Origin of the sequence: Ochrovirga pacifica (assembly GCF_000220525.1) — a bacterium.
Taxonomy (GTDB): Bacteria; Bacteroidota; Bacteroidia; order Flavobacteriales; family Flavobacteriaceae; genus Ochrovirga; species Ochrovirga pacifica.
Window position 1 is genome coordinate 51,368 of sequence record NZ_AFPK01000036.1, and the last position, 14,124, is coordinate 65,491.

A 14,124-nucleotide genomic window follows, 5' to 3' on the forward strand; every position below is an offset into this window, starting at 1 on the left:
GCATGAAGCCCTCTAAACCCAAAGTATTATTTTTTGATGTGAACGAATCGTTGTTAGATTTGAAGGAACTAAAAATAACGGTTGGCAAAGCCCTTAACGGAAGAGAAGGTCTAGCTCCCTTATGGTTTAGTATGTTATTACATCACTCTTTAGTGAGCACCGCTAGTAACCAATTTGCAGATTTTAGTCAAATTGCTGTAGCTACTTTACAAATGGTTGCTACGCAAAATAATATAGTTCTACACAAAGAAAAAGCAAAAGAAGTTATACAACACTTTCAAAAACTTTCTCCACATCCTGAAGTAGAGGAAGCCTTGGCATTGCTAAAAAGTGCCGGCTACCAATTAGTTGCGTTGACCAATTCTTCTGAAAAAGCCATGAATGCTCAGCTTAGAAACGCAGGAATTTCCTCTTTTTTTGATGCACAACTCAGCGTAGAAACTTTGGGTACCTACAAGCCTCATAAAAAAGTCTATCAATGGGCCGCAGAAAAACAAGGGGTAACTCTTAATGAATGCATGCTTATTGCTGCTCACGGATGGGATGTAGCAGGTGCTTTGTGGGCAGGTGCAAGAGCAGCTTTTATTGCCAGACCTCAACAAGAACTGTATCCACTAGCTCCTTTGCCCGAAATACATGAAAAAAACTTATTGGATATTGCAAAAAAATTGATTGCTATGGGTTAATGATGTGAGTGCATATACTAGTACTCGGATTCACATCTTAAACCCGTACTATTCATCTATTAGAAAGCAGTCAAAAAAATAACATTTTCTGATGCGACAAAAAACGACCTAAGGAAAATTCTCAGGCCGTTTTACTCAAACTTAAAACAAAATTTACTCTAAAACTTCTAAGATTTTATGAAACACTTGGTTGTTTTCATAAACTCCACTAAAGGTACTGGCACGAGGGCCATAAGAAAAAATGGGAACCATACTCCCTGTATGGTCATGGGTAACAAAACCTCCTTCTATTTTGTGTTCATCTACATTTCCGCTAGAAACGCTAAATCCAGAGGTTTCGTGGTCTGCAGTAATAATCACAAGAGTTCCTGGATTATTATCGGCAAACTGAATGACTTTGCTGATGGCTCTATCAAAATCAATTCCTTCTAAAACAATACCTTCTGTGTTGTTGGCATGACCAAAGCTGTCAATTTGAGCAGCTTCTATCATCAAGAAAAAAGGCTGTTGTTTGTTATTTAAAAACTGTAATGCTCCTTGGGTCACCTCTGCCAAAACATTCCCTCTGTCCGACAATATAGATGGCACACCTCCTTCTGCTAAAAAAACTCCAACTCGGTCTGCTTTGGTTTTAGGCAATTCATCAACCTTAGCTAACAAGGTAAATGTATTGTGAATAGGTAAATCGTAAAATGTTTTGGCACCACCAGCAGCAAAAAAGTCGAGTTTGCTTGCTAATAAATCTTGAGCAATTTCCTTTTTTTGCGATCTATCTATCTGATGTGCATAAAAAGAAGACGGTGTTGCTCCTGTAATTTCATCTGTAGTAATAACCCCAGTAGCAAAACCTTTGTTGTGCAATAATTCTGTAATGTTTTGTAAATCTGCTCCATGAACATCGGTACCAATGGCACGATTGTTCGTTTTTTGACCAGTAGCAAGAGCTGTTCCTGCTGCTGCAGAATCGGTGGTAAAATCGTCTGCTGACTGGGTTTTTATCAAGCCAATATTTTTTAACTGTGTTAGCGTTAGCTCTCCTTTATTAGCTAAGGCTGCTGATGAAATTTGAGACAATCCATTTCCATCACCAATTAAAAGAATAATGTTTTTTACCTTTTCTTGTGCGTTGTCGTACGCAAAAGTAGGTTGATACACTTTTGAGGCAATTTTTGCATGAATGGTTCTGTGCTGCAAACTACGTACATAGGTTGCACAACGGTGAGGCTGATCGGTATTGATAACATCAACGCCCAACTCTATAAAAATTCGCCATGCTGTTTTAGAATCTGGTGTTGCCCAAAAACGAAAAGGCTTTCCAAACCTTTTTCCTTTTCTAATTGCTGAGGTTACTTTGTTATAATCTTGATGAGTTAATCTCCCCTTACCATTCCACTCGGAATAGTCTTTAAAACTAGTACTAACCATAGCTACTTTTTTTAAATCTCTAGGTGCTAAATCGGCATCCAATTCTTGATAATCAAAAGAAATATATTTGGGATAGGTATGATACGTATTGGATGCTGGTCTGTTCCCCGAAATCACAAAATTGATGTGCGGATGAGCTACTATTTGCGGGTATTTTTCTAATTCTTTATGAATGGCTTTTAAAGTCTGGATGGCTTCTGATTTTACATCGATTAGTAAAGTAAAGTCCTTGTGCAAATCTTCAGCTTTGCTAGAGATTTGATCAAGAGGTTGTAAATACAATTTATCAAAAGTAGCCTCAGAGTGAATTTCAGAAGCTGTATGTGCAACCATAAGTTGTCCATGTTGTAAAAAAACATCAGCCTCTATAACATTTAAACCGCTAGTAAAAGCAGTCCAAAAAGGAGTTTTTTGCAAATAATCGTTGTGAGATTGTATTCTTATATCTTGATTGTGCTGAGAAAAACATAAGGTGCTAAAAAGCATTAAAACAAAGAGGTAAACTTTATTTTTGAAAACTAAAAACATATACTATTTTTTAAAAAGGTGCTACCGAAATAGCACCTTTTTGGATTTGTGAAAAACTTAATTACTAAAAAACAAACTATCAATTCCAACCTTTGTTCTGAGGAATTCCTGAAGACTGTATTACCTTACTTGGTATAGGCCATACATTCATATAGGTATCATCAAAATTTCTAGCTGGCCAAACAATTTCTGAAGTATATGGAGAATCAGGGTTAGATCTATCTGTATAAATTCTACCATAAATTGGTTGTGCATATGTCTGTTTTGCATCTCCCCAACGAACCAAATCAAAGTGTCTGTTAGCAAATTCTCCCGCCAGTTCTACTCTACGCTCGTGTTTTAAATCGTCCATCGTTGCGTTGGTAATAGACTCCAAACCAGCTCTTTGTCTCACTAAATTTAAAGGAGCATCACCGTTTTGTCCTTGCATAATTAATGCTTCTGCTTTCATTAATAACACCTCTGCATAACGCATTAGAGGCACATTGTAAACGGTAGAGGGATTGTCTCCATTGGAGTTTAAATAAGTTCCTATAGGGTTTTCAAACTGGAATTCGTACATGTATTTGTTGAACTGGAAACCAGACAAAGAGTTTTCTGAGTAATACCTTCTGTCCTCTCCAAAAAAAGTAAAATCGTCACCAAAACTTAAAATTGTTACTGCTTTACGAGCATCACCAACTTCAAATTCGTTGTACAAACCTTCAGATGGTGTGTAATAACCCCAACCGTTGTATTTACCCCAGCCTTTGTTTTCTAACATTACACCTGACAAAATACTTCCATTGTTTACACCAGAATTTACAGACCAAATGTATTCACTTCCCCAATTGTTTAGATGACTGTGTAATTCTCTAAAATCTTGTGATGGATTTCCTGTGTTTACCAACCCTCTACCTGAACCGGAGTTGGTTACCAAATCTGCATATTTTACCACCTCAGCATATCTAGAAGCATCGTATGCTGCCCAGTACAAATTGGTTTTTGCTATGTAAGCCAAAGCAGCATCTTTGTGTGCTCTTCCTTTGTCTTCTGCACTATAGGTTGTAAATAGTGGTAATAAATCTGCAGCTTTTTGCAAATCTTCAACAATCATTGCATAGTTTTCTGTAACACTTGCAGGTCTTGTATAACTACCCGAAGGGTCGAACATATTTTCTTCTGTAACAATAGGCACACCACCATTTACATCATCTCCATACGTATGTGCTACCCAAAAGTAACTAAAGCCACGCATAAAATAGGCTTCTCCCAAAACTCGATTTTTAAGCTCTTGATCGATGTCCATAGCTGGGACATTTAAAATTATATCATTAGCTCTTCTGATAATTCTGTAACTTTTTTCGTAACAAGTAGAAGTGTAACTACCCTCGCTACCATCTATATTAAAATCTTTAATTACATCTGCCGTTGCTTTAATACGTCCTGTAATCATATCATCTGATGCATTTATGTACCAAAAGAAACCTCTACCAAACATTTCTTGATCGTGCATCAATCCATATAAACCATTGGCCGCTTGTATAGCATCGGTTTCATTTTTCCAGTAGTTCGCATTAGAAACACTTCCTAATGGTTGCAAGTCTGTAAAATCATCGGAACAAGAAATGTTGTTTAACGCTAAACAACTTAGCATGATGACTCCTAATTTTCTATATATATTTTTCATTGTTTTTTTAATTTTTTAAACGATTATAAAGACATTAACAATCCTAATGATAGAGTTCTAGCTACAGGATACTTTGCAATGTCCAATCCTTTTCCTCCTACTTCTGGATCCAATCCTGAATAATCTGTTAGGGTAAATAAGTTTTCGGCTGATACATACAATCTTAAAGACGAACCTGTAGCCAATTTGTCCATCACCGCTTTATTAAACGAATATCCTAGAGTGATGTTTTTTACTCTTAAGTAAGATGCATCTTCTAAATACCAGCTAGAAGTTGTTCCAAAGTTTCGGTTGTCGTCTTTGGTTGACAATCTAGGAATATTGGTGTTGGTATTTTCAGGAGTCCATGCGTTTAATACGCGGTTGTCTAAATTGTATCCAGATAAAGAGGCATTGTAAGTAGTGTATTTGTAACCATTAAACGCTTTTACATCTGCTACTCCTTGAAAAATCATGCCCAAGTCGAAACCTTTGTAGTCTAAATTTAAACCAAAATTATATGTAAGTTTTGGTTGATATGCTTTGTAGTATTTTCTATCTGCATCTGAAATTTTACCGTCATTGTTGGTATCTTCAAATTTAAAATCACCTGGTTTTGCGTTGGGCTGAATTAAATTTCCATCTTTGGTATAAGCATCAATTTCTGCTTGATTTTGGAAAATTCCTACATAAGGTACTAAAAATGGCGTGTATAACTCACCTCCTACTTTAGTTTGGTAAGGTCTTAACACACTTCTTACATTATCTCCATGGTTATACGTAACTTGGTTGATAGCATTGTATCCGTCTAGGTTTTCTAATTTATTTTTTAACGAAGTTGCATTGGCGTTTACCTTATATCCCAAAGCTCCTATTTTATTTTGATAGGTAGCTGCAATTTCAAAACCAGTATTTTTAACCTCTCCTCCATTTACACTTGCAGGACTAATTCCTTGGTTTAAATCAGACAAACCAGGAATAATCATTCCTTTGGTTGTTTTCTCAAAATAATCAAAGGTTAGATTTAAACTGTGGTTTAAGAACGAAACATCAAAACCAAGGTCTAAAGACTCAATCGTTTCCCATTTTAAATCTGCATTTCCGTTTCTTCCTACATACCTACCAATATTGTCTGGCTTAGCATCTTCACCAATTACAACGTTTCCTGCGCTAATAGGAACATCAAAAGCGTAGTATCCTGAAATAGATCTAATATTTCCTATTTCTCCCCAAGATGCTCTAATTTTAAAGTCATCAATAGCGTTTACATCAAAAAAGTTTTCGTTAGAAATTCTCCATCCAGCAGAAACAGATGGAAAAAAATCTGATTGATTGCTTCCCTTTAATCTAGAAGTTGTGTCTTCACGACCACTTGCAGATAGGTAATATTTGTTTGCATAGCTGTACATTACTCTGGCAATGGCAGAAGTTAAACCTTCTTCAAATGGACTGTTAGAAGGCTGTCTTACGTCGTTTGCATTTCTTATGTATTGGTTGTACGCTTCTTCCGAAGAAAAATCATATCCTATAATAGAGAAAGAATCTCCTTTTTCTTTTTGAGCAGAATAGACAACTGTTGCATTTACATCATGATCTCCAAAAGATTTTTTATAGCTTAACTGGTTTTCCCAAATCCACTTGTTTGCTGTATAAGTGCTTTGAGATAGTGAATTTTGATTGCTAGATCTCCCCAATTCAGGAACTTTAGGAGTAAATTCCTTGCTTTGGTTGTGCTTGTAAGCAAAAGAATAGTTCGACTTAAAAGAAAGTCCGTCCCAAATATCGTAAGCTAAAAATGCATTTACATTTACATGTGTTCTCGGTGAAGTTTTAGTAGGCCTTAGCAACAATGCAAGCGGATTGTAGGTATCACCATATGCACCAGCAAAATCTGACAAATCTTCCGGAACAACACCTGCAAAACTTCCATCTTGGTAACGTGTTGGCGATGCAGAAGGCATATAAATTGCATTGATAATGGTACCAGAATACGGATTGTCTGTATTGGTTCCGTATGCTTCGTCTCTAGACAAATACAAATTTTCTCCAACAGTTAATTTTTCGGTAATATTGTACGTAGATTTTAACCTTAGGTTGTAACTTTTAGACTTGGTTCCTTCTAAAACACCTTCTCTGTCTCTGTAAGCAAAAGAAGTAAAATAGTTAAAGCTTTTTCCAGCTCCACTTAAATCTACGTTGATGTTATTTACTTTAGCATCTCTAAAAATAGCATCTATCCAATTGGTTCTGTTTACTTGTCCATAAGGATTTAAAGTAGCATCGTGTGCAGATTGTCTTGGTACCCCTGCATTGTCTGCTGCAATATTGTATACATCTGCTTGCTGTTGTGCAGTTAAAGGTGTTGGCAAATTGGTTGCACTGTTGATTGCTGTGTAATAATTTACACTTAATTTAGGTTTTCCTTCTTTTCCTTTTTTAGTTTCTATTACAATTACCCCTGCCGATGCCTGAGCTCCATAAATTGCTGCTGCTGCTGCATCTTTTAGTACAGAAACAGAAGCAATGTCGTTAGGATTGATATCGGGTCCATTATATGGAAAACCGTCTACAACAATTAAAGGAGATTCTGAGTTAAAAGAACCCACACCTCTAATTTTAATATCAGCACCACTGGTTGGATCACCTCCTTGGTTAGACACAGTAACCCCAGCAATGTTTCCTTGTAAAAACTCTTTGTATCCAGCAACCGGTCTACTTTGGATGCTTTCTACATTGGATGCAATTCCGATAGAAGATGTTAAATCTCCTTTTTTTGCCGATCCATAACCAATTAAGACTACTTCATCCAAGTTGCTAGCATCTTCTGCTAAAGAAATTTCTAAAAATTGCTCGCCAACAAAGCTAGTTTCTTGATTTTTATAACCTAAAGAAGAAACTTCTATAATTCCTTTACTTGCTTTAGATTCTAGTACAAAATTACCATCAAAATCGGTAATGGTAGAATTTGTTTTCCCTTTAAGCACTATATAAGCACCTGGTACTGGCATGTTATCTGCTTTAGAAACTACTTTCCCTTTTACAGTAACTTGTGCAAAGGAATGCGAAATACATCCCAAAAGCACTAATAAAAATACATACGTTTTTTTCATTTAAATAGATTCGTTTTAATTCTGCCCAAATGTACCTGTCTGGTAATGCTTAAGGGGTGGAATATTGTTTTGTAAAAGTGTATTTTGGTTTCAAAATGGGAGGTAAAAAAGAACAAAAAAGGGGTAATTTGGTTACACTAACATTAGGATAACATTGCCATAATCCTATACTAACAAGTTGTTATTGATTTTTTGTATTCTTTGGGACTCATTCCAAAATACTTTTTAAACGACCTAGCAAAGTATTTAGGATCGTTAAAACCACATTCAAAACTAACCTCAGAAACATTTAACTTTTTATTTTCTAATAAAAATGCTGCTTTTTGAAATCTAAGTGAAGTAATAACATCCGACGGTGATTGATTTAAAACTTCTTTAAACAATCGGTAGCATTTTACTCTAGAAATTCCCAACAACTCTATCAGCATCTCTACATTAAACAAAGGGTTAGAGAGTTCTTTTTTTATAATCTCTAAACTGTTTTTAACCATTTTATCATTCGGGTTCTCTAGTTCTGTACCGTTGGTTAAAATCTGAAAAATTTCTTTTTGTAATTTGTTCTTAGCTTCTTTTTTCTTGGGTTGTAATAAAGACGAAATTTTCTTAAAAATAAAAGATTCACTTGCAGGTAGCTGAATAACAGCATCAATTCCGTACTCTACCGATTGCTCTTGCAGTGTATAGTTAATTTCTTCGGAAATAAACAACTTAGGCAGATGCAAAGTTTTATCTTTTTTGTGTTCTTGTAAAAAACTAGTGAACTCTTTGGTAAAATAGGCTTGATAAAACACCAACATATGAACCTCTATTTGCTGTAAAGCCGATTTTACATCTTGTACTGCGGTTTCAAAAAGTAAATTGTATTGGTTGTTTTCTAATAATTGATGTGCTATTTCTAAACTTTCTGCTTCACAAAAAATCAATACAGTTTGCTTATTAGAATCTAATTTTTCGTTTAAATTTAGATGTTTCCAAGCAATTACTTCTGTTACTTTTTCTTGAACCATCAACTCCATTGGAATACAAACAGACAACTGTATGCTGTTTTTAGTTGGTTCTTGCACCGTAAAAGTTCCATTAACATCTTGTAGCAAAACTTTTAATGCCTTGTGATAAGGACTAAATTTAAAAATACTTTCCCAGCTATTTACCAACACCAAACTAGAAGAGGTTAAGGAAAGTTGAAACTGATTTTCTTGATGTGTAATTTGCAAAGATAGTTTACTTTGCTCGTCTGCATACTTACAAATATCGTTAAACAAATATTGCATTATTAGCTTAAAACGAATCAAATCGGTTTCTACCCAACCAAAATCTTTATCTACTGTTACCGAAAACTGCACGTTGTTTTGATGCAATTTTCCTTTTAATTTTTCGATTATTTTCATCAAAATAGGAGACAAATCTATGGAACTGGTTTTGTATTTCTGCAAGTCTTTTACATGATCTAGGTAATTCCATTCCGAAATTAAATTGATCAACTTTAACGATTGTTTTTGTAATTTTTTTTGAGCCTCCGACTCTTTAATTTGATGTGCTACTTTTACAATTTTATTGATTGGATTTTGAAACTCTGACAAGACAAAAGTTTTAAATTTGTCTATTTCAAAGTCTTCATTCTTAAGATTGTTGTGCAATTCTAACAGCTTTTCTTTTTGAAAAAAGATTTCTTTGTTTTTATCGTCTAAAGTTTTGTTTATCAGAATTAAATCTTGTTTTTGTTGCTGTATAACTTTGGTTCTTTGTGCTATTTTTTCTTCTAACTTTTGTTGCTGTAATAATGCATTTTTATTTTTTACGTAAATTAGAATACTAAAAATAATCAGCATCAATAAGCACATCAATCCATAAAAAAGAGGAGATTCGTAAAAAGCCTGTTCAATTTCAATATTAAAAAACTTTTGACCTTCTTGTATAGAATCGGCATCTTTTACATAAAAAGTGTATACCCCTGTGGGAATGTTTTTATATTGAATTTCGGGCTTATTTATGTCTATGGTTTTCCATTTGTTATCGTATCCTTTTAACTGATATAAAAAGTTTTTATTGGCCAATCTGTTGGTAGGGAAAACAATGGGAGTTACTGAAACATTTAGTTCATTTTCGGAATGCTTTTTATGAATTGTACTAGGATAATGTTCTTTATTATTAACCAACACCCTAAGATTGGGATGCACCTCTCTAAATTGAATGTTATTTGGGCTGAAATAATTCAATCCGTTTACACCACCAAAAAACATTACTCCCTTTTCGTCTTGATAATAAGAACCTTCGGAAAACTCTGGTGCTTGCCAACCTTCGTTAGGGTCTAAAACATGAATTTTAAATGTATTTTTATCAACCGTAGCAATTCCCTTAGTAGTACTTAGCCACATTTGTTGGTTGTTTTCTAACAAACCGTACACCATATGGCTTGGCAATCCATCTTGCTCTGTAATGTTTTTTATCAATCCTTTTTGGGGATGATAAATACTCAATCCACCTAAACTAGCAATCCAAATATTTTGGGTGATTTTGTCTTTGTAAACCGAATAAATACTGTTTCCTAAAATACCATCGTTAAGGGTAATATTTCTAGATTTTCCTGTTTGTAAATCTAGCAAAATCACTCCATCTAACTCCGTAGCTACCAACAGTTGTTGTTCGTGTTTTCTTACATTTCTTATATGGTATTTTTCTAGTGATTTTTGTCCTTTAAATGCTTCAAATTTATTGGTTTTTAAATTGAATTTTGCCACACCACCCCAACAAGCAATCCACAAAAATTGCTGCTTATCTTCATAAACATAATAATTACGATTGTTGGGTAAATTTGCATCGTCTTTTGCTTGATAAATTTGATAAGAATCCTTGTAAATTCTTAGCAACCCAGCATAAGTTCCTACCCAAACACTACCGTCAGAGGAGGTAAACAAGCTTCTTACCCGATCCCAATCTGGATTTAAAGTTCTTTCGTAAAATTTGTATTGTAAATAGCAATTAGTGTTATAATCAAAATAATACAAACCTTGCGTATAATAACCCAACCAAATTTCTCCATTAAAATCTTTGGTAACTGCCCTAATTGTTTCGTTAGGCAAATGTGGGTATTTTACTGGATGATGAATAACCGATGAAATGGACTCTGAACCTTGATAAGCCATACTTAATCCACCATCTTTTTGTGCCAACCAAATGTTTCCAAAAACATCTAAATGTAATTTAACAACCTCATTGCTATTAAAACTATAAGGGGCGTATAAATCTGACACATAATGTTCTATAGCTCCATTATTTAAGTTTTCTAAACTATTGGGTATTCTATAAATTCCATTTTTACGTGTCGCAATCCAAACATTACCTTGCGGATCTTTTAGCACATCGTTAATAATTAAATCTGGATATTTTTTTAGAATTCTATCTCTAAACATTGGATAGGTTTCTTGTGAAAGTTGTGAGTTGTTTTTACGTAGAAATCCATTGTTTATAAACTCATGCCATCCTCCTTCTGTGTAGACCATTGCATTGCCATCCACAGATATTTTTAGACTGCTTATCGGTTTTTTAAAATCATAGTTCTCAAACTTGTGATTTCCTACATATCTAGATACTTTTCCTTCGTTGGTTAAAATCCATATATGCTGACAGGCATCTTTTTTTAAATAAAAAATTTGATTTCCTGCTATAGAAGTTGTGTCGTTAAGTTGATGTTTGTAAGTAGTAATTTTTTGACCATCAAAATAATTTAGTCCATCCCAAGTAGCAATCCACAAACCACCATCCTTGCCATTCTCTATATCTACAACAGAGTTGTTAGAAAGTCCGTTGTGAGTAGTATAGCTTTTGAATTTTATTTTTTGACCAAAAACCGTGTGAAAAATTAAAAAAAAAAGAATCCGAATTTCAAACCGCATGTTACACTTTTTAGTAACCTGCAAGTTTATTTATACGGACTCATTTTTTCTAAAGAATGCTATTAAGTTTATGGTACTGTAACTTTACTTTATAGTTACCAACTGTTTAAACGCTGAAAAGAAGAATAACAAAAGGTAGGATTGATATACCACCCAAAACCAAATATTTTTTAGGTTGATTTGAAACTCTTGAGGAGTTTCTGTAAAAATATTTCCGTTGTTGATTTTCCAGATATAAAAACCCAAGTACAATATCAAACCAATGGCAATAAAATGGCTTAACATCATAAAAATACGCAATAAAACCACCGAAATAGGTCTAAATACTTTTTGAAAATAAATAATGCTACCAATAAAGAAAAAATACAAATGTACCAGCCAAATACAATTAGGAACCATGTACAGTGTACCAAACACATTAAAATCTGTTAAAAATAAGACAGAACAAATAGCAAAAATAAAGGCAATAATTTGTTGTTTTAACATAGCTATAATAGTTTATAAATTTCTTTTAAAATGGTAGATGTAGCTCCTAAATTCTGAGTTACATAGTTTTTGGTAATGGTAGATTTGTTTTCTCTTATAAAATCATTATCCCTTAACTCGTTTAACTCAGAAATTAAATCTTTAACGTTGGTAACACTAATACATCCCTTTAAAGCTACTAAATCTTGTACTTCTTTAAACTTTTTAAAGTTAGGACCAATAACAATAGGCAATCCATAAGTTGCTGCCTCTAAAGTATTGTGCACTCCGCTTTTGGTATAACCTCCTCCTACATAAGCCACATGAGCATAAGCATATATTTTGGATAAAATTCCAAAAGTATCAACAACAAAAACATCGTATTCAGAAAGATTTTTCCCCTCTTTTTCAGAAAATAAGACAACTTTTTTTTGACAGTTTTTTTGTAGATTCTGAATGTCTTCTTTTTTGATATTATGCGGTGCAATGATAAATTTTTCGTTTTCCTTAGCCTGATGATTGATGTATGCAAGCAATTGTTCCTCGTCTTCTGGCCAAGTGCTACCTGCTACCAACACGTATGCATCCTGAACAAATGCTTGTATAAAATCTAATTTTTCGTTGCTTTCTATTAGTTTCTGAACTCTGTCAAAACGAGTATCTCCTGCAATAGTAACATTGTTAAAACCAATATAAGTTAATAGTTTTTTTGACAAGGCATCTTGTACAAAAAAATGAGTAAAAGCCTTTAAAGCTTTATTCATCCAAAATCCATACGGTTTAAAAAATTGTTGATTTTCTCTAAAGATTCCTGAAATTAGCAATGTAGGAATTTGCTGTTCTTTAAGTTCTAACAGGTAATTGGGCCAAAATTCGTACTTAATAAAAATAGCAACCTTTGGTTTTAGTGTTGTTACCCACTTTTTTGCATTGCCCATCGTATCCATAGGCAAATAACAAACACAGCTAGCCAAGGGATAATCTTTTCTAACCTGGTAACCAGAAGGCGAAAAAAATGTAACTAAAATTTGATGTTCAGGATGTGTTTTTTTTAAAGCTTCAATAATGGGTCTACCTTGTTCAAATTCTCCTAAAGATGCTGCATGAATCCAAACGACTGATTTATTTGCATCTATTTCTTTAGCTATTTTAGAAAAACTCTGTCTTCTTCCTTGAACAAACAATTTTATTTTTGGTTGAAACAGAGCCACCAAACGCAACAAAAAAGTCGCTAAATGAGTAAAAAGTGTATAGATTATTTGCATGCAACAAAACTAAAAAATAGTCGTTTATTAACTTTATATCCTCTTTTATTTTTTACTTTGGAACAAGTTTTGATTTTTACCAAAAGTGAAACAAAATAACAACACTATGAAAAACACCACTGCTTTTTTTCTATTATTTTTTGTCTTCTTTTTTACCAATGCTCAAATAAAAAAAGCCTACAAAGATGGAGAAAAAATTACGTACAGAATTCACTACGGATTGGTAAATGCAGGATACGCAACCATAGAAGTAAACGATACCCTAATTAACAACAAAACAATAGAACACGTAAACGGAAAAGGTTGGACAGTAGGCATGTTACGTTGGGTTTTTCCTGTAAAAGACAACTATCAATCTTTTATCAATACCAAAACAGGATTACCTGTAAGAGCTATAAGAAAGCTTAAAGAAGGAGGATACACAAAAAATGTAGAACTTATTTTTAATCATGATAGTGTTCTAACCTTAGACCACAAACACAAAAAACAAAAATCTGTAGCTGCCAAAAATGTACAAGACATGATTTCTGCATTTTATTACTTAAGAAACAACGTTCCTGAAAAATTGGCAGTAAACGATTATGTAGAAATTGATATGTTTTTTGATCATAAAAAATTCCCTTTTAAGCTCATCAAACTAGGAGAAGAAAAATTGGAAACCAAATTTGGAAATGTTAACTGTCTTGTGTTTAGACCTATGGTAAAATCTGGAAGAGTTTTTAAAGCCAAAGAAAGCTTAACGCTTTGGGTTACCAACGATGCCAATCGTATTCCGGTAAGAGTAAAAGCTGAATTGGCTGTGGGTTCTTTAAAAGCTGACATTCATGATTATAAGAACTTGGCACATCCTACTACATTTCATAAAAATCCATAAAATAAATTGTACTTTTGTACGCTAATTAAAATTAAAGGTTAGCAATTTTGAGACACATTTTTATTTACATACTACTCTTTTCTGTTATTTTATCTTGTAATGCCCCTCAAGAAAAAAAAGTTAGTATTCCAAAAAAAATTGAAAAACCAGCCCCACCAAAAAAGTTATTTGGGTACATTTTGGATGATTATAAGGTTGTAAAAAGTAAAATTAAACGAGGGGAAACCTTT

At 33.7% G+C, this 14,124-nt stretch carries 8 protein-coding genes; 2 read left to right on the forward strand and 6 right to left on the reverse strand.

Annotation, left to right across the window (positions count from 1 at the left end):
• Positions 1–2: 2 nt before the first annotated feature.
• Positions 3–686: a haloacid dehalogenase type II gene (locus FS85_RS0107245; RefSeq protein WP_010135474.1), complete on the forward strand. Its 684-nt coding sequence runs from the start codon at positions 3–5 to the stop codon at positions 684–686.
• A 153-nt stretch (positions 687–839) separates the two neighbouring features.
• Here the strand turns inward: FS85_RS0107245 and FS85_RS0107250 are convergent, their stop codons facing one another.
• From FS85_RS0107250 to FS85_RS0107275, 6 genes are all read right to left on the reverse strand, one after another.
• Positions 840–2,639 carry an alkaline phosphatase gene (locus tag FS85_RS0107250; protein ID WP_010135475.1) on the reverse strand — a complete coding sequence of 600 codons (1,800 nt, stop codon included), beginning with the start codon at positions 2,637–2,639 and terminating at the stop codon, positions 840–842.
• 79 nt (positions 2,640–2,718) lie between these two features.
• On the reverse strand, positions 2,719–4,308 hold the full coding sequence (locus FS85_RS0107255) for a RagB/SusD family nutrient uptake outer membrane protein (protein WP_010135476.1): 1,590 nt from the start codon (positions 4,306–4,308) through the stop codon (positions 2,719–2,721).
• Between the two features lie 23 nt (positions 4,309–4,331).
• Positions 4,332–7,397 carry a SusC/RagA family TonB-linked outer membrane protein gene (locus FS85_RS0107260; RefSeq protein ID WP_010135477.1) on the reverse strand — a complete coding sequence of 1,022 codons (3,066 nt, stop codon included), beginning with the start codon at positions 7,395–7,397 and terminating at the stop codon, positions 4,332–4,334.
• 170 nt (positions 7,398–7,567) lie between these two features.
• The gene (locus FS85_RS0107265; RefSeq protein WP_010135478.1) at positions 7,568–11,290 is read right to left on the reverse strand and encodes a two-component regulator propeller domain-containing protein; all 3,723 of its coding nucleotides are present in this window, start codon (positions 11,288–11,290) and stop codon (positions 7,568–7,570) included.
• An 84-nt stretch (positions 11,291–11,374) separates the two neighbouring features.
• Complete coding sequence (locus FS85_RS0107270) at positions 11,375–11,776, reverse strand: hypothetical protein (protein WP_010135479.1); 402 nt, start codon at positions 11,774–11,776, stop codon at positions 11,375–11,377.
• A 2-nt stretch (positions 11,777–11,778) separates the two neighbouring features.
• Positions 11,779–13,020, reverse strand: coding sequence for a 3-deoxy-D-manno-octulosonic acid transferase (locus FS85_RS0107275; protein WP_010135482.1), 1,242 nt, complete (start codon positions 13,018–13,020; stop codon positions 11,779–11,781).
• 106 nt (positions 13,021–13,126) lie between these two features.
• On the opposite strand from FS85_RS0107275, the gene FS85_RS0107280 reads away from it, so the two are divergent.
• Positions 13,127–13,894 carry a DUF3108 domain-containing protein gene (locus FS85_RS0107280; protein ID WP_010135483.1) on the forward strand — a complete coding sequence of 256 codons (768 nt, stop codon included), beginning with the start codon at positions 13,127–13,129 and terminating at the stop codon, positions 13,892–13,894.
• Positions 13,895–14,124 lie beyond the last annotated feature (230 nt).